The organism is Dinoroseobacter shibae DFL 12 = DSM 16493, assembly GCF_000018145.1.
GTDB classification, from domain to species: Bacteria; Pseudomonadota; Alphaproteobacteria; order Rhodobacterales; family Rhodobacteraceae; genus Dinoroseobacter; species Dinoroseobacter shibae.
The window spans coordinates 318,606-338,187 of record NC_009952.1 but is presented as its reverse complement, the minus strand read 5'-3'; the positions used below and the strand labels follow the sequence as shown (position 1 = coordinate 338,187).

The window sequence follows — 19,582 nt, the reverse complement described above, 5'->3', positions numbered from 1 at the left end:
GTTTTCGCCCTCCCCCCAACACACAGACAGGATCGCTCCCATGACCTCCGTTCTCCGCATCGACAGCTCCCCCCGCAGCACCAGCTCGGTCTCCCGCCAGCTCGGCGACCGCATCCTCGCCCGGCTCGGCGCGGCCCAGGTCGTCTCCCGCGACATCACCGCCGGGCTTGCGGCGGTGGATGCCGACTGGATCGGCGCGAACTTCAGCGCACGGCAGACCAGCGCGCGGTGCTGGCGCTGTCCGACAGCCTGGTGGCCGAACTGCAGGCCGCCGACACGGTCCTGATCACCCTGCCGATCTGGAACTTCGGCATCCCCTCGACGCTGAAAGCCTGGATCGACCAGGTGGCGCGGGCGGGCGTGACCTTCCGCTATACCCCCGACGGCCCCGTGGGGCTGCTGGAGGGCAAGCGCGCCATCCTGGCCGTGGCCTCCGGCGGCACCGAGGTCGGCAGCGCGATCGACTTCGCCACGGACTACCTGCGCCACGTGCTGGGCTTCATCGGCATTCACGAGGTGGAAATCGTCGCCGCCGACCGGCTGATGGTCGATGCAGATGCGAGCCACGCCAAGGCCGACGCCGCCATCGACGCCCTGGCCGCCTGAGCGTCCCGCCCGCCACCGGGCCAAGCGGTTTCGAAACCGCTTGGTCGCACCCGGGCGGCCACCGAAGGACACCGGGCCCCTGGGTCCGGCGTCGCGCCGCGCCCGCCACTGGCGCGACGCTGCGGGCCGGGGCCCAAGCGGTTTCGAAACCGCTTGCCCGCGCCCGGCAGCCTTGACTCCCGCCCCGCAACAGGCCATACGCCCGCCAAACCCCCGGAGAGCCTGCGCCCTCCGGTCCCTTTGCCCCTGTGCAGGGATCGCCACCCGTCAGCGCGTTGCGCCCACGGGTGCCTTTCCGCTTTGAGCATCGGGATCCCCGCCCTGGGCCGCCCAGACCCGAGAGACCGACAAGACCGACAAGGAAGACCGCGATGTTCGAAAATCTCTCCGACCGCCTCTCCGGTGTCTTCGACCGGCTGACCAAGCAGGGCGCGCTCTCCGAGGCCGATGTCGCCACCGCCCTGCGCGAGGTCCGCGTCGCCCTTCTGGAGGCCGACGTCTCCCTGCCTGTGGCGCGCGACTTCATCAAGGCGGTCCAGGAAAAGGCCACCGGCCAGGCCGTCACCAAATCCGTCACCCCCGGCCAGCAGGTCGTCAAGATCGTCCATGACGAGCTGGTCCATGTCCTGCAGGGCGACGAAGACCCCGGTGCGCTGAAGATCGACAACCCGCCCGCGCCCATCCTGATGGTCGGCCTGCAGGGCGGCGGCAAGACCACCACCACCGCCAAGATCGCCAAGCGCCTCAAGGAGCGTGACGGCAAGAAGATCCTGATGGCCTCGCTCGACGTCAACCGCCCCGCGGCCATGGAACAACTCGCCATCCTCGGCGCCCAGATCGGCGTCGACACCCTGCCCATCGTCAAGGGCGAGGACCCGGTCGCCATCGCCAGGCGCGCGAAAACCCAGGCCTCCCTGGGCGGCTACGACGTCTACATGCTCGACACCGCCGGGCGCCTGTCCATCGACGAAGAGCTCATGGCCCAGGTCGAGGCCGTCCGCGATGTCGCAAACCCGCGCGAGACGCTGCTGGTGGTTGACGGGCTCACCGGCCAAGACGCGGTCACCACCGCCGAGAACTTCGACGACCGCATCGGCATCACCGGCGTCGTGCTGACCCGGATGGACGGCGACGGGCGCGGCGGCGCGGCGCTCTCGATGCGCGCGGTCACCGGCCGCCCGATCCGCTTCGTGGGCCTGGGCGAGAAGATGGATGCGCTGGAGACCTTCGAGCCCGACCGCGTCGCCGGCCGCATCCTCGGGATGGGCGACATCGTGGCGCTCGTAGAAAAGGCCCAGGAAACCATCGAGGCCGAGCAGGCCGAGCGCATGATGAAGCGCTTCCAGAAGGGTCAGTTCAACATGAACGACCTGCGCGGCCAGCTCGAACAGATGGAAAAGATGGGCGGGGTCGAAGGCCTGATGGGCATGATGCCCGGCATGTCCAAGATGAAGGGCAAGCTCGACGAGGCCGGGTTCGACGACAAGGTCATCCGCCGCCAGATCGCCCTGATCCAGTCCATGACCAAGAAGGAACGCGCCAACCCGCAGATCCTGCAGGCATCGCGCAAGAAGCGGATCGCCAAAGGCGCGGGGATGGAGGTCTCCGACCTCAACAAGCTGCTGAAAATGCACCGCCAGATGTCCGACGCCATGAAGAAAATGGGCAAGATGGGCAAGAAGGGGATGATGAAATCCCTTGGCGGGATGCTCGGCGGCGGCAAGGGCGGCATGCCTCCGGGGATGCCCGGCGATCTCGCGGGCATGAACCCCGCCGACCTGGAAAAGGCCGCCAAGGCCATGGGCAAGATGCCCGGCGGCGGCCTGCCCGGCCTCGGCGGCGGCGCCCTGCCCCCCGGCCTGTCGGGCTTCGGCAAGAAGAAGTAATGACCGGCACCACCGTCCATATCCCCACGCTCACGACAGAGCGTCTGACCCTCCGCGCCCCGAGGCCCGAGGATGCCGTCGCCTATGGCGCGTTCCTTGAAAGCCCCCGGTCCGCAGGCGTGGGCGGCCCTTACAAGGCCGCGGACGCGTTCGACCGGATGTGTAACACCGTGGGCCACTGGCATCTGCGCGGCTATGGCCGCTGGATCATCGCCGACCGCGACACGGATGCGGCCCTTGGGATCTGCGGGCCCTACTATCCGGTGGACTGGCCCGCCCCCGAATTCGCCTGGACGGTCTTCGGCGACGCCGAGGGGCGCGGGATCGCCTTCGAGGCGGTGACCGAGGCCCGCCGCTGGGCCTATGACACGCTCGGCTGGGACACCGCGATCAGCCTGATCATCGAGGGCAACACCCGGTCGTTCGCGCTGGCCGAACGGCTCGGTTGTCGCCGCGATGGCACCTATGACAGCCCGTATTACGGCGCGATGCAGATCTGGCGTCACCCCTCCGCACAGGAGCTCGCCGCATGACGCTCCTGACCACCGACCGGCTGATCCTGCGCCCGCCCGCGGCGCGAGACTTCCCCGGCTACCGCGATTTCTACATGTCCGACCGGTCGCGCCACGCCCATGGCCCGCTGAGCGAAGATCAGGCGTGGTACGCCTTCTGCGTCGAGATGGCCCATTGGCCCATGCGCGGCTTTGGCATGTTCACCCTGCTGACCCAGGCCGATCCGGAAACCCCAATCGGCCTCGTCGGCCCGTGGTTCCCCGCCGACTGGCCCGAGCGTGAAGTCGGCTGGCTGCTCTGGCCCGGCGCCGAGGGCCGCGGCTATGCCGACGAGGCAGCCCGCGCCTGCCTGACCCATGCCTTCGGACACCTGGGCTGGGACACGGCCGTCAGCTATATCGCACCCGAAAACGCCCCATCCGCCAAACTGGCGGAGAAACTCGGCGCGCATCCGGACCCTGACGCCAAGGCCCCCAAGCCGGGCCTCGATGTCTGGCGCCACGACCCGGCCCTCTGGCACGAGGCCGCCTGATGGGACATCGCGACATCCCCGTGCTGGAAACCCGGCGCCTGGCCCTGCGTGGCCCCGTGCCGGAGGATTACCCGAACTTCAAGGCAACCTTCGCCTCCTACCGGTCGCGCTTCATGGGCGGGCCGCTGAACGCCTACGAGACCTGGATGCTCTACGCCGCCGAGATCGGCCATTGGGAGATCCGCGGCTTCGGCATGTGGATGATCCACGACAAGGCGACCGACGAGACCTATGGCATGGCCGGGGGCTGGCAGCCCGCGAAATGGCCCGAGCGCGAGATCGCCTGGATCATCTGGCCCGAGAAATCCGGCCACGGCTTCGCCCTGGAGGCGGTCCATGCCTGCCGCCGCTACTATTACGACCAGCGCGGCTGGGACGGGGCGGTCAGCTATCTCGACCCGATGGATCTCGACAGCATCCGGCTGGCCGAGCGGCTCGGCGCGGCCAAGGACAAGGCGGCGGCCACGGTGACGGGCGACGACGTGGTCTATCGCCACCCGGCCCCCGCCGCCCTGCGCGGCAGCCAGCTCGCCCACGGCATCGAGATGGAGATCGGCCATTACGCCGACCCGCTGTTCAAACCGAAAGGATACGCCCTTGACTGACCGGACCCGGACCCGCGGTCGGGCGGTTTTGCCCGACAGGTGCCATACACTTGCCCGACACTTGCCCGACACTTGTCCGACGCCGGTTTTGGGCGGTTTTTCGGGCTGCGGAGGACGCCCATGACCGACGCCGTTTCCCGCGCCGCCCAGGTGCTGGCCGAGCACCGCGACAGCATCGACCGGCTGGACGCGATCCTCGTCTTCACGCTGGCCGAGCGGTTCAAGCACACCCAGGCCGTGGGCCGACTGAAGGCCGAGCACGCCCTGCCGCCCTCGGACCCGACCCGCGAAGAGAGCCAGATCAAACGCCTGTCGGAGCTGGCCGAAATGGCCGATCTCGACCCCGACTTCGCCAAGAAATTCCTGAACTTCATCATTCAGGAAGTCATCCAACACCATAAGCAACACCAATCCTGAGCCCCGGCTCAGATCAGAAAAAAGCCAAGGAGAACAAGACAATGGCAATGAAAATCCGGCTCGCCCGCGGCGGCTCCAAGAAGCGCCCCTTCTACCGTATCGTGGCCGCGGACAGCCGCATGCCCCGCGACGGACGCTTCATCGAGAAGCTCGGCACCTACAACCCGCTCCTGCCCAAGGACAGCGAAGACCGCGTGAAGATGGACCTGGAGCGCGTGCAGTACTGGCTGGGCGAAGGCGCCAAGCCGACCGACCGCGTGGCGCGGATGCTGGAGGCCGCCGAGGTGCTGCCCAAGACCGAGCGCAACAACCCCAAGAAGGCCGTGCCGGGCAAGAAGGCCCAGGACCGCGCCGAGGAAAAGGCCGCCAAGGCCGCGGAAGCCTCCGAAGCGCCCGCCGATGAGGCCCCCGCCGAAGAGGCCGCTGCCGAGTAATTCGGACGGTTTGGCAAGGGATTAGCCCATGCGCAGCTTCACGCCCGCGTTCCGCGCGGAACTGACGGAATTGATGCGGTGGCGGCGCGATGTGCGCCGCTTCCGCACCGATCCGGTGCCCGACGCGGTGCTCGCGCGCTGCCTCGACAGCCTGCGCCTGGCCCCCTCGGTGGGCCTGTCCGAGCCGTGGCGCGTGCTGCGGATCGACAGCCCCGCGGCCCGCGCCGCGGCGGCGGCGAATTTCGCCGAGACCAACGCGGATGCCCTTGCAGGGCAGCCGGGCGACAAGGCCGCGGATTACGCGCGGTTGAAACTGTCGGGCATGGACGCCGCCCCGATACAGCTGGCGATCTATTGCGACACGGATCCGGCCAAGGGGTCGGGTCTGGGCGCGGCGAGCATGCCGCAAATGCGCCAGTACTCGGTCGTGTCGGGGGTCACCATGATGTGGCTGACCGCGCGGGCCGAGGGGCTGGGGCTCGGCTGGGTCTCCATTCTGGACCCGGACCGGCTGGCACGGGACCTCGCGGTCCCGGCCACATGGGACCTGATCGGTTACTTCTGCCTCGGCTGGCCCGAGGACGAGGCCGACACCCCGGAATTGAAGCGTCTGGGTTGGGAAGCCCGGGCGGAGGCATTGGAACTGGAGGTCCGCTGACATGGCGCGGTACTGGATCGGATTGGCCGAGCGCGACAGCGTGCAGGCGGCTGTTGCAAACGGGGTTTGCTTGTTCTCGGGCGGCAAGGCGGCGGCCGTGCGCAAGCTCGCGCCGGGGGATTGGGTGCTCTATTACTCGCCTCACGAGACCGCCGATGGCGCGGCACTGGAATGTTTCACCGCCGTGGGCGAGGTGATCGACGACACGCCCTGGACCCAGAACTGGACGCAGCTTTGCGCGGGCGGGCCGTCCTGGACCTTTGGCACGGGCCGGGGGTCGGGCCAGACCTGGGTGCGCAAATGCGCCTATGACGCGGTGGGCGAGGTGTCGGTGCGGCCCCTGCTCGGCGCGCTCGACTTCGTGGCCCGGCCGCGCCACTGGGGCCGGACATTCCGGCGCGGGCAGATGGAGATCGGGGCGGCGGATTTCTTCGCCATCGCGGACCGTTTGCGTGCGGTGGCCTGAACGGGGATGGGCAAGACCGTGATCCTCCTGGTGTTCGGCGCAAGCGTCTATATCGGCATGCAGCTGGAACGGCGGCTGGCCGAGGAACGCTGCCTCTCCGCCGGGGGCGCGCCCGATGCGCGCGGCGTCTGCACCGGGGTGGCCGCGCCATGAGCGACCGGGTCTGTGTCGGCGCGGTGGCCGGGGCCTTCGGGGTGCGCGGGGAGCTGCGGATCAAGAGCTTCTGCGCGGTGCCCGAGGATATCGCCAGCTACAACCCCCTGAGTTTCGAGGATGGGCGCGAGACGACCCTGCGCCTGACCGGGCAGATCAAGAACGGCCTGTCGGGGCGGCTGACCGGCGTGAGCAACAAGGAGGCCGCCGACGCCCTGCGCGGCGCGCGGCTCTATGCGCCGCGGGACCGGCTGCCGCGTCTGCCCGATGACGAGTTCTACCATGCCGACCTGATCGGTCTGGCCGTGCATGACACGGGCGGCACCCTTCTGGGCAAGGTGGCGGCGGTACACAATCACGGGGCGGGCGACCTGCTGGAGCTGCGCGGGCCGGGGCTGAAGGGAAGCGTCCTGCTGCCCTTTACCCGGGCGGTGGTCCCGACCGTGGACCTGGACGCGGGCCGGATCGTCGCCGACCCGCCCGAAGGCTTGTTCTGAGCCCGCAGCCCGCAGGCAGTCAGGCCGCCGCGAGGCGTGTGGCGGTCTTCTGCAATTGCAGAAGCCTCTCCTGCTGAAACGCGGAGCGTTGGGAGGCCACCGCCGGCAGAGCCGCCCAGTCCTGCAGCACCCGGCAGCGGCACAAAAACGCAAGACAGGCATCCTGCGACAGATCCCGGCCGTAGCCGTCCGACAGCGCGGCCAGATCCGCCGCGGGCAGGCCGCAAGTCGCCTCCGGCGCCGCGTCGCCGGAGAACCGCGCGCCCAGATCGACGATCAGCCGCGCCATGTCGTATTGCACCGGCGCGCTCCTGTCCTGGGCGAAGTCGATCAGGGTCGCGCGCTTGCCCGACACGATCAGGTTGCGCGCATGCAGGTCGCCGTGTTGGGCCGCGACGCGGACCGGCTGCCCGGCCGCGGTCTGCGCCGCCGCCTCCAGCCCCTCGGCCAGCACCGCGAAGAGATCCGGATCCGCGAGGGTGAGATCCCCGCTCAGCGCCCGGCGGCCCAAGGCACGGATATAGTCCAGCATGGTGGCGGGGTTGAAGGGTTTGTCGCCCTCCGCCGTCGCGCCGTGAAAGGCGGCGAGAAAGCGGCCCGCCCGCTGCAACACCTGTGCGCGCGCGCCCGGTTTGTCGAACCGCAGCAGCATGTGGTCCTGCAGGGTGCGGCCCGGCACGAAGTCCTGCACGGTCGAGAGGGTCTCGGCATCCTCGGCCAGGATCGCGGGCGGCACATGCACCGGATCGCGCATCAGCGCCCGGACCGCGCGCCGCTGCCCGTCGAGGGCCTCGGCCCAGCGACCCCTGTCCTGCGGCTGAAATACCCGTTTGAACACCAGATCCTGCCCCGCCCCCCCGCGCATTCGCAGCACGATCCGGACCTGGCCCGGATCCTCCCGGCGCCAGAGCTCTTCGGCCTCGAACGCCGCCGGATCGAGACCGGCGAAGGGCGCCAGCCGGGTCCAGCTGCCCAGGGCCGAGGCCATCATCCGATCGCCGGGTGTCATCGCAATCTCCGTGCTTGCCTGTGGCTTCGCGGTCCGTGTCGTGGTCAATTTGCCTTGCAGGTTGCTAAACAATGATTAAACCGCGAGCCCATGACAACGCCTCCCAACCGCTCCCACGGCCGGAAATCCATCTCGGCCACGCTGACGCCTCAGGATCTGATGGCGGCGCGTCCCCGGCTGAAGGGGGCGTGGACCGCCAAGGTGCTCACGCTGTTTCCCAAGGCCTTCCCGGGCGTTCTGGGCGAGAGCCTGACGGGCAAGGCGCTGGACGAAGGGCTCTGGGCGCTGGAGGCGATGGATCTGCGCAGCTTCGGGGTGGGCAAGCACCGCAATGTGGACGACACGCCCGCAGGCGGCGGGGCGGGCATGGTGCTGCGCCCGGATGTGCTGGGCCGGGCGATCGACGCCGCGCGCGCAGGCACGCCGGAGGCGCCGGAGGACTGGCCCATCGTCTATCTCAGCCCCCGGGGCGCGCCCTTTACCCAAGCCTGGGCGCGGGCCTGGTCGCGGGCACGGGGGGTGACGCTGCTATGCGGGCGGTTCGAGGGGGTGGATCAGCGGGTGCTCGACCACTACCCGATCGAGGAGGTCAGCCTGGGGGATTTCGTGCTCACCGGCGGCGAGTTGGCCGCACAGGCCATGATCGACGCCACGGTGCGGCTGCTGCCCGGGGTTCTGGGCAACGCGGCCTCGACGGAGGAGGAAAGCTTCTCCCGGGGCCTGCTGGAGCATCCGCAATACACCCGGCCCGCGGTCTGGAAGGGCCGCGCGATCCCCGAGGTGCTGATGTCCGGGCATCACGGCCAGATCGAGGCCTGGCGCCGGGAGCAGGCGGAAGCCCTGACCCGCGCGCGGCGTCCCGACCTCTGGGCTGCGCGCAAGCCCTGAGCCGCGGGTGGCACGGCGTATGAAAGGCTCTTGATCCGGGGGCCATTCCCTCCTATACGGCGCGAGTCCGGTCGGGCACGCGCCCCGGACCCTGATCGCCGTGGCACTTTCTTCGGTACCAGACCCTCGGCGGGACGGATGCAACATACAAAGACGACCCTATCCTCTGGCGGGCGGTGTATCCGGACCCGGTGAAGACACAGAGCTCTTGGATCGCGACATCACCGTGGGCAAACCACGCGCAACTCAGGAGAGATCAGATGAACCTGATCGCACAGCTCGAAGCCGAGCAGATTGCCGAACTCGGCAAGGACATTCCGGACTTCAAGGCCGGCGACACCATCCGCGTCGGCTACAAGGTGACCGAAGGGACCCGCAGCCGGGTCCAGAACTACGAAGGCGTCTGCATCGCGCGCAAGGGCGGCGATGGCATCGCGGCCTCCTTCACGGTCCGCAAGATCAGCTTCGGCGAAGGCGTGGAGCGGGTCTTCCCCCTGCATTCCACCAATATCGACAGCATCGAGGTGGTCCGTCGCGGCAAGGTGCGGCGCGCCAAGCTCTATTATCTGCGTGCCCGTCGCGGCAAATCGGCCCGGATCGCCGAGCAGACCAACTACAAGCCGAAATCGAACTGAGGGCCGCCGAGATGAAAAAAGACATCCATCCCGAATATCACATCATCGACGTGAAGATGACCGACGGCACCGTGATCCAGATGCGCTCCACCTGGGGGGCCGAGGGCGACCAGCTGTCGCTCGACATCGACCCGTCCGTGCACCCGGCCTGGACCGGCGGCACCTCGCGCCTGCTGGACACCGGCGGCCGCGTGTCGAAGTTCAAGAAGAAATACGAGGGCCTCGGCTTCTGAGCCTGCCGCTCTCTCGATCGTGCAAAGGCGCCCCTTCGTGGGCGCCTTTTTCATGCGGGCTTGTGCGCTGGGGACCGGGGGTGTTGACTGCAGCTCCGAGCCGGCTTGCGAGGACCCATGCCCCAGATCTGCCTTGAAGTCGCGCTGAACGGGCCCTGGTCGCGCAGCCTGCAACCGGGCATGCCGATCACCACCGACGAGTTGATCGCCCAGGGCATCGCTTGTGCCCGGGCCGGGGCGGCGGTGGTCCATGTCCATGTCTACGACCCCGATACCGGGCGGCAGCGGGAGGATTACGACGCCTATGCCAAGGTGATCGAGGGGATCCGCGCAGTGGAGGACGTGATCGTCTACCCGACCCTGCCGCTCTCGGGCTCAAGGGACGCGGCGACGGCGATGACGCCGGAGGCGCGGTTTGCCGTGGTCGAAGCGCTGGCCCGGGACGGGCTGCTGGAATGGGCGGTGGTCGATCCGGGCTGCGCGATCCTGTCGAGCCTGTCGGAGATCCGCGCAGGCCGGGAGGGGTTCGTTTATCACAATTCGGAGGCGGAGGTCCGGCACGGGCTGGATCTCGCCCGGACCTACGGATTTCACCCGAGCTATGCGATCTATGAGCCGGGCTTCGCCCGCCTCGGGGCGGCCCTGGCCGCACAGGTGCCGGGTGTGCCCCGCCCGATCTACAGGTTCATGTTCTCCGAAGGGTTCACCTTCGGATATCCGCCGCGGGGCTATGCGCTGGACAGCTACCTTGCGCTGATGGCCGAGCTGGACCCCGGCGCCCCCTGCATGATCGCGGGATTGCAGGTGGATATCCTGCCGCTGATCGGGGCCGCGGTGCCGGCAGGCGTCCATGTGCGCGTGGGCCTGGAGGATGCGCCCTTCGGCACGGAGCTGAGCAATATCGGCTGGACCGAGGCGGCGGCGCAGGCCATCGCGCAAGCGGGCGGAACGCTGGCCCGAGCGGCCGAGATACGGCGCAAGATCGCGGGCCGCTGACGCGCGAGGGCGCACGGCGCCACGTGCAAGCGCGTTCGAACGCGCTTGGCCCCGCGGACCCTGGCAGGCTGACCCAACCGAGTGGGACATCGCGGGCCCCTTGGCTTTCATGCCAGCTGGACCCTCACACCGCATCGGGCACAGCGCGATGCGCGTGCCGGTGCCAAGCGCGTTCGAACGCGCTTGTGCCCTGCGGACGCCCTGCGCCTAGAGCCAACTGGCCGGCGCGTAGCGGAACGCGTCGCCGGCGCGCTGGATGCGTCCGAACCCCGGGAAATGCACATGGCTGCCGGCGATCAGCACCCCGTCGCTTGCGGCCTCCTCGAACAGACGCCGCCGGGAATGCGCCGCGGCTGCCGGGTCCACGTCGAAGCCGAAGCCCACATCGGGCATCGCGGTATGCAGGTCCGCACTGTGCAGCGTATCGGCAAGCATCAGGAGCTGCCGGTCGCCGCCGTCGATGCGCAGCACCGCGTGTCCCGGGGTATGTCCCGGAGAAAGGATCAGCCGCACCCCCGGTGCGACCTCCGCCCCGTCGGCCACGCGGGTGACACGGTCGCTATAGGCCTCGACGACGGTTTGCGCCAGCTGGAACAGCCCCTGCGCCTCCGTCGGCGCCTGGGCCATCATCCCGGCATCGAGCCAGAACCCCGCCTCGGCCTCGGCCATCACCAGCTCCGCATTGGCGAAGACCACGGCACCGTCCGCAACAAGACCGCCCAGATGGTCGGGATGCGCGTGGGTCAGGATCACCGTGTCCACATCGCCCGGCGCCACGCCCGCCGCGCCCAGCGCCGCGGCCACGCGCCCGAAGCCCGGGCCGAGCAAATCGACCTCTCCCATGCCGGCATCGATCAGGATCGTGCGGTCGTCGGAGCGCAGGAGATAGGCCGTGACAGGCGCGGGCAGCAGGTCAGGGCCCAGGCCCATCTCCGCCAGCTTGGCGTCGATCGCCCCTTCGTCGGGGCCGAAGAAGAAAGGCCGTCCCAGAGGCGCCATCCCGTCGAGGAGCGCCGTGATTCGGTACGCCCCAAGCGGCATCTCGACCAGCCCGGGTGCGGCCATGCCCCCGGGGCCTGCGGCCTGCGCGGCACTGGGCAGCAGCGCGGCCGGGAGCGACAGGGCGGGGACGGCGAGGGCGGCGCGGCCAAGGGCGCGGCGTGTCAGGTTGGGCATTGGGGGATCCTCCGTGTTGTGTTTGGCGACGAGCCTACCGGCTCCCCAAGGGGAGGGATATCCCGAAACGGCGCGTCGGCAGCAGGGCGCGCGTTAACCAAACACAAAGCCCTTCCTGCGATGAACATCTGCAATGGCTTGGATTTGAGCCGATTGTCGCCGTTTTGGGATTCCAATGCGGGGAGCAGCTTTGTACTGTCCCGGCCAACCGGCGGGGACAAGGACCGGTCGCAGAAAGGGCGCGCAGTGGCACATATCATCGTCTTCGGCAACGAGAAGGGCGGATCGGGCAAGTCCAGCACCTGCATGCATGTGGCCACCGCGCTGGCGCGGATGGGCCACCGGGTGGGCGGGCTCGACCTCGACCTGCGGCAGCGCAGCTTCGGCCGCTATCTGGAGAACCGCAAGGCCTCCTGCGAGCGGGAGGGGATCGCCCTGCCCACGCCGGAGCTGATCGAGTTGCCGCAGATCGACCCGGCGAGCCTGCCGGAGGGCGAGAACCTGTGGGATTACCGGCTGAGCGCTGCGGTCTCGTCGCTCGAAGAGGAATGCGATTTCGTGGTGATCGACTGTCCCGGCTCCCATACCCGGCTGAGCCAGGTCGCCCATTCGCTCGCCGATACGCTGATCACGCCGCTCAACGACAGCTATGTGGACTTCGACATGCTGGCGCGGATCGATCCGACCACCAACAAGGTGCTCGGGCCCTCGGTCTATTCCGAGATGGTGTGGGATGCGCGGCAATTGCGGGCGCGCGCGGGCCTGCCGCCGATCGAATGGGTGGTGCTGCGAAACCGGCTGGGCACCCAGTACATGCACAACAAGAAGAAGATCGGCGACGCGCTGAAGGACCTGAGCAAGCGGATCGGCTGCCGGGTCATTCCGGGTTTCTCGGAGCGGGTGATCTTCCGCGAGCTGTTTCCCCGGGGGCTGACCCTGCTGGATCTGCGCGACATCGGGATCGACAAGCTGAACATGTCCAACGTCGCCGCGCGGCAGGAGCTGCGCGAACTGGTCAAGGCGCTGAACCTGCCGGGCGTCGAGGTCGACTTCTAGGGGTCCGGGTAACGCTCCTAGCTACAGCTCAGCGCGACCACCGTATCCCAATGGTCGATCTCGACGTTCAACCGTGACGGCCTGAAGTCCATTGTGATCGGCCCGCGACCAATCACCCGCACGAACGCGGCCCCCGGCAGATCAAGACGCTGTTTGGGGTCGATTTGCGTGCTCAGAAGCGCTGCATTCTGCCACGCACCGCAGCGATCCTGCTCCCGCGATGTCCGGACTCCGAGACGCTCCGGAGGCGGGCTTAGCGCTTCGCGCAACCAGAACTTCGGCCCGGCCTCCGCCAACCGCGCTCGACCAACCGCGTCCAGCGCATCAGGATCCACGGTTTCCCGTGCCGCATAGGTACGCTCGAGGAAGGTCAGGGACTGGCGGCGGTGGGCAAGACCCAACGCCTCGACCGGGATCGGGCCGCGGTGCACATAGGCTAGCGCCTCGGTCAACGCATGTTGGGTGGCCGGACCGGCGATCCCGTCCACGGGACCGGTGTAAAGCCCGTAATAGGCCAGCCAGGTCTGCAAATCGGTGAGATAAGCCGCATGTTCGACCTCTCGAGCGGCCTTTTCATCGGGTGTTTCGGGGGCCTTCGTTTGCGACTGAAGGAGCTTCAGCAGGATTTCGCTGCCAGTCCCTTGCGCCAGAACCGGCGCGGTCCCGAGACAGAGCAAGACGACGACCGCACAAGGAAGACCCGAAATTCGCATGACACACCTCAAACCGGCACAACATGTACGGTAGGATCGGGCCGTCGCCCTGTCCAGATTGTAACAAACCCTGCCCGGTCTTGCCCAAAGGTTACAGTTTTCGGAGCCGCTTGTTGCAAACGGTGCGAAATCCTCACCCCGGATCAACCGGGCGTGATCACCCTAACAGTGACGCGCAATCAGGCTCAATTCATGGGACAACAGCCCCACACGCAAAGGACCCCCGGGATGTCGATCATGGATGAAAACCGCAAAGCCGCGCTGCCCCGCTGGGTGCCGATCGCCGGTATCGCCGCCATTGCCGCCATTGGCGCCTTCACCCTCAGGGACACGCTGAGCTTCGAGGCGCTGGCCGAGAACCGCGAGGCGCTGATCGCCTTTCGCGATGCGAATTTCGGCCTGACCATAGGGGTTTACCTGGCCGTCTACATCGCGGTTGTGGCATTCTCCCTGCCCGGGGCGACCATCACCACCCTGACCGGCGGGTTCCTCTTCGGGCTGGGCACGGGCACCTTGCTGACGGTGTTTGCCGCCACCATTGGCGCGACGATCATCTTTCTCGCCGCCCGCTGGGGCCTGGGGGAACGGCTCGCCGCGAAGATGGACGCCTCGGAGGGCCGCGTGAAACAGCTCAAGGCCGGGCTTGCGGAAAACGAGATCAGCGTGCTGTTCCTGATGCGCCTCGTGCCGGCGATCCCGTTCTTCGTCGCCAACCTGCTGCCCGCGCTGGTGGGGGTGAAGCTGCGCAACTTCGTCTTCACGACCTTTTTCGGGATCATCCCCGGCACCGCCGTCTACACCTGGGTCGGCGCGGGCCTCGGCGAGGTCTTCGCCCGCGGCGAAACCCCGAACCTCGGCATCATTTTCGAGCCCCATATCCTCGGCCCCATTCTCGGGCTTTCGGCGCTCGCCCTGCTGCCCATTCTCCTGAAGTATTTCCGCAAGACCAAAGGCGCCTGATCCCATGACCAACCGAATTGAAACCGATATCTGCGTGATCGGCGCGGGCTCCGGCGGGCTGTCCGTCGCCGCGGGCGCCGTCCAGATGGGGGCGCGGGTCGTCCTGATCGAAGGCCACCTGATGGGGGGCGATTGCCTGAACTTCGGCTGCGTGCCCTCCAAGGCGTTGATCGCCGCAGGCAAGCAGGCCCATATCGTGCGCGCCGGCGGCTTCGGCGTCGCACCCGCGGAGCCGGTGATCGACTACGCCGCCGCCAAGGACCATGTGCGCCGCGTCATCGACACCATCGCCCCGGTGGACAGCCAGGAACGCTTCGAGGGCCTCGGCTGCACGGTGATCCGCGAATACGCGTCCTTCATCTCGGAAACCGAGCTTCAGGCCGGTGACACGGTCATCACCGCCCGCCGCTTCGTCATCGCCACCGGATCCCGCCCCTTCGTGCCGCCGATTCCAGGTGTCGAGGACGTGCCCTATTACACCAACGAGACGATCTTCGACCTGCGCGAGAAGCCCGAGCACCTGATCATCATCGGCGGTGGCCCGATCGGGATGGAAATGGCCCAGGCCCATGTGCGGCTCGGCTGCAAGGTCACGGTGCTGGAGGGCGCGCAGGCGCTTGGCAAGGATGACCCGGAACTTGCCGCCATCGCGCTGGAACGGCTGCGCGGCGAAGGGATCGAGATCATCGAAGGCGCGCAGGCCTCGAACATTTCCGGCAAGGGCGGTGCGATCACCGTCGAGACCGCCAATGGCCAAAGCGTCACCGGCACCCATCTCCTGATGGCCGTGGGACGCACGCCGAACCTCGACAAGCTGAACCTGGAGGCCGCCGGGGTCGACTACGACCGTCGCGGGTTGAAGGTGGATGCCTCGCTGCGGACCACCAACAAGCGCATCTACGGCGCGGGCGACGTGGCCGGGCCGCTGCAGTTCACCCATGTGGCGGGGTATCACGCGGGCATCCTGATCCGGCAGCTGGTGCTCGGCCTGCCCGCGAAAACCCGCGACGACCATGTGCCCTGGGCCACTTACACGGACCCCGAGATCGCGCAGGTCGGCCTGACCGAGGCACAGGCGCGCGAGAAGTACGGCGCCGCCCTCGAGGTCGCCCGGTTCGAATATGACGAGAACGACCGCGCCATCGCGTCGGGCAAGACCACCGGCCTGATCAAGGTGATGGTGGTCAAGGGCCGCCCGATCGGGGCCTCCATCGTCGGCGCCGAGGCCGGCGAGTTGATCGGCCTCTGGGCCTATGCCATCGCCAACAAGCACAAGATGAGCGCGGTTGCCAACATGATCGCGCCCTACCCAACCCTGGGCGAGATTAACAAGCGCGCGGCGGGGGCCTATTTCTCCCCCCGGCTGTTCGAGAGCGCTCTGGTCAAGCGGATCGTACGCATTGTCCAGAAGTTCTGACAGGCGTATGTCAGGGATCAGAAAGGAGCGACCCACGTGAATTCGCTGTCCGGACGGTTCCTGGTGCTGACCATCATCTTCGTGATGCTGGCCGAGGTGCTCATCTTCGTGCCCTCGGTCGCGCGGTTTCGCGAGGATTACCTGCTGGACCGGCTGGAACGGGCGCAGATCGCCTCCCTTGCCCTGCTGGCGACGCCCGACGACATGGTCGCGCCAGAGCTGGAGGCGGAGCTTCTGGCCAATGCCGAGGTGTTCAACGTGGTGTTGCGACGGGACGAAGTGCGGCAGCTGATCCTGTCGCGTCCCATGCCGCCGGAAATCTACGGCACCTATGATCTGCGCGACCCGTCCGCCTATGAGCTGATCCGCGATGCGCTGTGGAACATCGTGATGACCGAGGACCAGGTGATCCGGGTGATCGGCAACCCGGTGCGCGGCGCCGGCGAGGTGATCGAGATCACCATGCCCACGGGCCCCCTGCGCGCCGCCCTGATCGATTACGGCATCCGCATCCTGATCCTGTCGGCGGTGATCTCGATCTTCACCGCGGCGCTGCTGTTTCTTGCGGTGCGGCGGTTCCTGGTCAAACCCATGCGCCGGGTGGTGGACCACATGACCGCCTATGCCGAGGCGCCGGAGGATGCGCGCCGGATCATCATTCCCGATGCGGGCGTGCGGGAGCTGCGCGATGCCGAGGCCGCCCTGCAATCGCTGCAGACCCAGCTCACCACGGCGCTCAAGCAGAAGGACCGGCTGGCGCAGCTCGGCTCTGCGGTGGCCAAGATCAGCCATGATCTGCGCAATGTGCTGACCGTCGCACAGCTGCTCGCGGACCGGATGGAACGCTCCGAAGACCCCACCGTGCAGAAGGCCGCGCCGAAGCTCGTCCGCTCCATCAGCCGGGCGGTCAATCTCTGCGAGGGCACCCTGGCCTTCGGCAAGGCCGAAGAGCTGCCGCCCACCCTGTCGCGCTTCAACCTCGCCCCTCTGATCGACGACGTGCTCGACAGCGAGGCATTGGCCTGCGACCCGAGCGAGATCGTGCTGCGCGCCGAAATCCCGCCGGGGCTGATGATCCGGGCCGACAGCGAGCAGCTCTACCGCGTGATCACCAACCTCGTGCGCAATGCCCGCCAGGCGATCGAGGCGACCGGCCAGCCCGGTGAGATCTGCGTCCTGGCGCGCGAAGAGGATGCCGAATGGGTGGTCTGCATCCGCGACAGTGGCCCCGGCCTGCCCCCCAAGGCCCGCGAGAATCTGTTTACCGCCTTCCAGGGCGGGGTGCGCAAGGGCGGTACGGGCCTGGGCCTCGTGATCGCGGCCGAGCTGGTGCGCGGCCATGGCGGTGCGCTCGACCTGGTGCGCTCGGACGAGAGCGGTACGGAGTTCGCCCTGCGGCTGCCACGCAACTCCGCCATCCTCGACGCCGCGGCGGAATGACGAAAAACCGGCTTGCAAAGGCAGGACCGGGGCGCTAGTCACCACCCTCACGGACCGATAGCTCAGCTGGATAGAGTACTTGACTACGAATCAAGGGGTCGGGGGTTCGAATCCTCCTCGGTCCGCCACTTTTCCACCGGCCTGCGCGCTGCAAGGCCACCGGGAAAAGGGCAGAACGCTTCATACGCGTTGACATGAACGGCCCGCGCCTCGTATAGGCGGGTTCTGAAATTTTCGGGTCCAACCGCCATCCGGGCGGCGGGCCAACCGAAGGAGAGACACGATGAAGCGTACGTTCCAGCCGTCGAACCTGGTTCGCAAGCGTCGCCACGGGTTCCGCGCGCGCATGGCCACCAAGGCCGGCCGCAAGATCCTGAACGCCCGCCGCGCACGCGGTCGCAAGTCGCTGAGCGCCTGAGCTCTGCCGCTGGCCTTCGGGCTATGACGACAGCGCCCGCACAAGCCGCGACCGGGGCCGGGATGGCCCCCTCCCCGCCGCCCGCATCTTCGCAGGCGGCGCTTTGTGTTTTGACCAAACGCGCGGATTTCCTGCGCGCCGCCCGGGCCCGTCGCCAGTCCGCCCCGGCTTTCCTGTTGCAGGCGCGCCGCCGGGCGCCGGACGAGCCCGCGACGGGCATCCGCGTCGGCTTCACCTGCTCGAAAAAGGTCGGCAACGCGGTCGCGCGCAACCGCGCCAAGCGGCGGCTGCGCGAGATCGCCCGCCTGGAGCTGCCCACCAACGGCCGGGACGGCTGGGATTACGTGCTGATCGGGCGCAAGGCGGCCACGGCGGAGCGGGATTTCACCCTGCTGCGCGCGGACCTCGCCGCTGCCCTCGCCCGGATCCACGGCAAGGGGCGCCCGTCATGAGCCCGCTGGCCTGGCTCCTGTCCCTGCCCGTGCGGGCCTACCGGCTGATCTTTTCGCCCTGGGTCGGGTTCAACTGCCGCTACGATCCGACCTGTTCGGCCTACGCGATGGAGGCTTTGCGCAAACATGGCGGTGTGAAGGGCGGCTGGCTCACCCTGCGCCGCATCCTGCGCTGCCACCCTTGGGGCGGGACGGGCGTGGACGATGTTCCGGACTGAGGGACATGGTGCCTCAAGAGGGACTCGAACCCCCGACCTTGTCCTTACGAAGGACCTGCTCTACCAGCTGAGCTATTGAGGCAACGGCGGTTGCTTACCGTGGCGGCCCGGCCATCACAAGACCAATTATGCGCCGCCCGGTTCCTGCCCGCAGCTGCGACAACGCTGGTGATCCAGCCGCTTTCGCCCACCGGCGATTGACGCACCCCGCCTCCCTCCCCTATCCCGGCAGCAGCCAATCCGGAGGGATCAGATGCTCGACGACGCCGACATTCACCCGCTGTTTCACAACGCGCCCGGCACGACCGAGTTCAAGAAGCTGCGCAAGCGGATCATCCGCAATGTCCGGGAGGCGATCGACCTTTACGGCATGGTCGAGCGCGAGGCCCGCGAGGGGACGAAGCCGCGTTGGCTGGTATGCCTGTCCGGCGGCAAGGACAGCTACACCCTGCTCGCGGCTCTGACCGAACTGCAATGGCGCGGGTTGCTGCCGGTGGAGATCCTGGCCTGCAACCTCGACCAGGGGCAGCCGGGGTTTCCGGCGACGGTGCTGCCGGAGTTCCTGGAGCGCATGGGCGTGCCGCATCGGATCGAGTACCAGGACACCTATTCCATCGTGATGGACAAGGTGCCCGCGGGGCGGACCTATTGCGCGCTCTGCTCGCGGTTGCGTCGGGGCAACCTCTATCGGATCGCGCGGGAGGAGGGGTGTTCGGCCGTGTTGCTGGGGCATCACCGGGACGACATTCTAGAGACATTTTTCATGAACCTCTTCCACGGCGGACGCCTTGCGACCATGCCACCGAAACTGGTCAACGAAGAGGGCGATCTGTTCGTGCTCCGGCCCCTCGCCCATGTGGCAGAGGCCGACTGCGCGCGCTTCGCCAAGGCCCTCGACTACCCGATCATTCCCTGCGACCTCTGCGGCAGCCAGGACGGCCTGCAACGCCAGCAGGTCAAGGCCCTTCTGGATGGGTGGGAGGCGAACTCCCCCGGACGGCGCCAGGTCATGTTCAAGGCGCTGACCAATATCCGCCCGTCTCACATGCTCGACCCGAACCTGTTCGACTTTGCCGGGCTCGGGCTTGCGGACGCATTTTCGGAAAATCCGAAGTAGATTGATCCACCCCGTTAAGGGTCTGCGCATGGTGATCCCCTAGCCTGATGGCGAGCGCCCGGCATGCGGCGCGCGCAGCAAGAGGCA

25 protein-coding genes, 2 tRNA genes and 1 pseudogene are annotated in these 19,582 nt (G+C 67.9%); 24 read left to right on the top strand and 4 right to left on the bottom strand.

What is annotated here, in order from left to right:
- Positions 1-40 precede the first annotated feature (40 nt).
- The 11 genes and pseudogenes from DSHI_RS01775 (at position 41) to rimM (ending at position 6,767) form a co-directional block, all read left to right on the top strand.
- Positions 41-606, top strand: a pseudogene (locus DSHI_RS01775) (FMN-dependent NADH-azoreductase).
- A 371-nt stretch (positions 607-977) separates the two neighbouring features.
- Positions 978-2,492, top strand: coding sequence for a signal recognition particle protein (gene ffh, locus DSHI_RS01770; protein WP_012177032.1), 1,515 nt, complete (start codon positions 978-980; stop codon positions 2,490-2,492).
- Positions 2,492-3,025: a GNAT family N-acetyltransferase gene (locus DSHI_RS01765; RefSeq protein WP_012177031.1), complete on the top strand. Its 534-nt coding sequence runs from the start codon at positions 2,492-2,494 to the stop codon at positions 3,023-3,025. Before ffh ends, DSHI_RS01765 begins: the two co-directional genes overlap by 1 nt.
- On the top strand, positions 3,022-3,537 hold the full coding sequence (locus DSHI_RS01760) for a GNAT family N-acetyltransferase (RefSeq protein WP_012177030.1): 516 nt from the start codon (positions 3,022-3,024) through the stop codon (positions 3,535-3,537). Before DSHI_RS01765 ends, DSHI_RS01760 begins: the two co-directional genes overlap by 4 nt.
- Positions 3,537-4,142: a GNAT family N-acetyltransferase gene (locus DSHI_RS01755; RefSeq protein WP_012177029.1), complete on the top strand. Its 606-nt coding sequence runs from the start codon at positions 3,537-3,539 to the stop codon at positions 4,140-4,142. Before DSHI_RS01760 ends, DSHI_RS01755 begins: the two co-directional genes overlap by 1 nt.
- A gap of 120 nt (positions 4,143-4,262) precedes the next feature.
- Positions 4,263-4,559 carry a chorismate mutase gene (locus DSHI_RS01750; RefSeq protein WP_012177028.1) on the top strand — a complete coding sequence of 99 codons (297 nt, stop codon included), beginning with the start codon at positions 4,263-4,265 and terminating at the stop codon, positions 4,557-4,559.
- Positions 4,560-4,600: 41 nt separating this feature from the next.
- Entirely contained in the window at positions 4,601-4,993 is a 393-nt protein-coding gene (gene rpsP, locus DSHI_RS01745) for a 30S ribosomal protein S16 (RefSeq protein WP_012177027.1), read from the top strand.
- 28 nt (positions 4,994-5,021) lie between these two features.
- Entirely contained in the window at positions 5,022-5,651 is a 630-nt protein-coding gene (bluB, locus tag DSHI_RS01740) for a 5,6-dimethylbenzimidazole synthase (RefSeq protein WP_012177026.1), read from the top strand.
- A gap of 1 nt (position 5,652) precedes the next feature.
- Positions 5,653-6,117, top strand: coding sequence for an EVE domain-containing protein (locus tag DSHI_RS01735; RefSeq protein WP_012177025.1), 465 nt, complete (start codon positions 5,653-5,655; stop codon positions 6,115-6,117).
- Between the two features lie 6 nt (positions 6,118-6,123).
- A complete protein-coding gene (locus DSHI_RS22195) occupies positions 6,124-6,270 on the top strand; it encodes a hypothetical protein (protein ID WP_012177024.1) in 147 nt (48 codons plus the stop codon).
- Positions 6,267-6,767: a ribosome maturation factor RimM gene (rimM, locus tag DSHI_RS01730; protein WP_012177023.1), complete on the top strand. Its 501-nt coding sequence runs from the start codon at positions 6,267-6,269 to the stop codon at positions 6,765-6,767. The genes DSHI_RS22195 and rimM overlap by 4 nt, the downstream gene beginning before the upstream one ends.
- A 19-nt stretch (positions 6,768-6,786) precedes the next feature.
- Here rimM and DSHI_RS01725 read toward each other — a convergent pair whose 3' ends face one another.
- Positions 6,787-7,776, bottom strand: a complete 990-nt coding sequence (locus DSHI_RS01725; protein ID WP_012177022.1) for a phosphotransferase — start codon at positions 7,774-7,776, stop codon at positions 6,787-6,789.
- Between the two features lie 90 nt (positions 7,777-7,866).
- Here DSHI_RS01725 and trmD point away from each other — a divergent pair, with 90 nt between their 5' ends.
- The 4 genes from trmD to DSHI_RS01705 all read left to right on the top strand — a co-directional run bounded on the left by trmD (position 7,867) and on the right by DSHI_RS01705 (position 10,528).
- Entirely contained in the window at positions 7,867-8,664 is a 798-nt protein-coding gene (gene trmD / locus DSHI_RS01720; RefSeq protein ID WP_012177021.1) for a tRNA (guanosine(37)-N1)-methyltransferase TrmD, read from the top strand.
- A gap of 260 nt (positions 8,665-8,924) precedes the next feature.
- On the top strand, positions 8,925-9,299 hold the full coding sequence (rplS, locus tag DSHI_RS01715; RefSeq protein WP_012177020.1) for a 50S ribosomal protein L19: 375 nt from the start codon (positions 8,925-8,927) through the stop codon (positions 9,297-9,299).
- 11 nt (positions 9,300-9,310) lie between these two features.
- Complete coding sequence (gene rpmE / locus DSHI_RS01710) at positions 9,311-9,532, top strand: 50S ribosomal protein L31 (protein ID WP_012177019.1); 222 nt, start codon at positions 9,311-9,313, stop codon at positions 9,530-9,532.
- Positions 9,533-9,649: 117 nt separating this feature from the next.
- Positions 9,650-10,528 carry a beta-keto acid cleavage family enzyme gene (locus tag DSHI_RS01705; protein ID WP_012177018.1) on the top strand — a complete coding sequence of 293 codons (879 nt, stop codon included), beginning with the start codon at positions 9,650-9,652 and terminating at the stop codon, positions 10,526-10,528.
- Between the two features lie 207 nt (positions 10,529-10,735).
- Here the strand turns inward: DSHI_RS01705 and DSHI_RS01700 are convergent, their stop codons facing one another.
- Complete coding sequence (locus tag DSHI_RS01700; protein ID WP_044027581.1) at positions 10,736-11,704, bottom strand: MBL fold metallo-hydrolase; 969 nt, start codon at positions 11,702-11,704, stop codon at positions 10,736-10,738.
- Positions 11,705-11,950: 246 nt separating this feature from the next.
- Here DSHI_RS01700 and DSHI_RS01695 point away from each other — a divergent pair, with 246 nt between their 5' ends.
- Positions 11,951-12,760, top strand: a complete 810-nt coding sequence (locus DSHI_RS01695) for a division plane positioning ATPase MipZ (RefSeq protein WP_012177016.1) — start codon at positions 11,951-11,953, stop codon at positions 12,758-12,760.
- Between the two features lie 17 nt (positions 12,761-12,777).
- Here the strand turns inward: DSHI_RS01695 and DSHI_RS01690 are convergent, their stop codons facing one another.
- Positions 12,778-13,473 carry a peptidoglycan-binding domain-containing protein gene (locus tag DSHI_RS01690; RefSeq protein WP_157865186.1) on the bottom strand — a complete coding sequence of 232 codons (696 nt, stop codon included), beginning with the start codon at positions 13,471-13,473 and terminating at the stop codon, positions 12,778-12,780.
- Between the two features lie 228 nt (positions 13,474-13,701).
- Here DSHI_RS01690 and DSHI_RS01685 point away from each other — a divergent pair, with 228 nt between their 5' ends.
- The 7 genes from DSHI_RS01685 (at position 13,702) to yidD (ending at position 18,378) form a co-directional block, all read left to right on the top strand.
- Positions 13,702-14,433, top strand: coding sequence for a TVP38/TMEM64 family protein (locus DSHI_RS01685; RefSeq protein WP_012177015.1), 732 nt, complete (start codon positions 13,702-13,704; stop codon positions 14,431-14,433).
- Positions 14,434-14,437: 4 nt separating this feature from the next.
- Positions 14,438-15,850: a dihydrolipoyl dehydrogenase family protein gene (locus tag DSHI_RS01680; RefSeq protein ID WP_012177014.1), complete on the top strand. Its 1,413-nt coding sequence runs from the start codon at positions 14,438-14,440 to the stop codon at positions 15,848-15,850.
- An 84-nt stretch (positions 15,851-15,934) separates the two neighbouring features.
- On the top strand, positions 15,935-17,290 hold the full coding sequence (locus tag DSHI_RS01675; RefSeq protein WP_050757867.1) for a sensor histidine kinase: 1,356 nt from the start codon (positions 15,935-15,937) through the stop codon (positions 17,288-17,290).
- Positions 17,291-17,341: 51 nt separating this feature from the next.
- Positions 17,342-17,418, top strand: a tRNA-Arg gene (locus DSHI_RS01670).
- Positions 17,419-17,573: 155 nt separating this feature from the next.
- Positions 17,574-17,708 carry a 50S ribosomal protein L34 gene (rpmH, locus tag DSHI_RS01665; RefSeq protein ID WP_012177012.1) on the top strand — a complete coding sequence of 45 codons (135 nt, stop codon included), beginning with the start codon at positions 17,574-17,576 and terminating at the stop codon, positions 17,706-17,708.
- 23 nt (positions 17,709-17,731) lie between these two features.
- Positions 17,732-18,160, top strand: a complete 429-nt coding sequence (rnpA, locus tag DSHI_RS01660) for a ribonuclease P protein component (RefSeq protein ID WP_157865184.1) — start codon at positions 17,732-17,734, stop codon at positions 18,158-18,160.
- Positions 18,157-18,378 (top strand): membrane protein insertion efficiency factor YidD, encoded by a 222-nt coding sequence (gene yidD / locus DSHI_RS01655; RefSeq protein WP_012177010.1) that lies wholly within the window; start codon positions 18,157-18,159, stop codon positions 18,376-18,378. The genes rnpA and yidD overlap by 4 nt, the downstream gene beginning before the upstream one ends.
- A gap of 6 nt (positions 18,379-18,384) precedes the next feature.
- Here yidD and DSHI_RS01650 read toward each other — a convergent pair.
- Positions 18,385-18,460 (bottom strand) — tRNA-Thr (locus tag DSHI_RS01650).
- Between the two features lie 171 nt (positions 18,461-18,631).
- On the opposite strand from DSHI_RS01650, the gene ttcA reads away from it, so the two are divergent.
- On the top strand, positions 18,632-19,495 hold the full coding sequence (gene ttcA / locus DSHI_RS01645; protein ID WP_012177009.1) for a tRNA 2-thiocytidine(32) synthetase TtcA: 864 nt from the start codon (positions 18,632-18,634) through the stop codon (positions 19,493-19,495).
- The last annotated feature ends 87 nt before the right edge of the window (positions 19,496-19,582 follow it).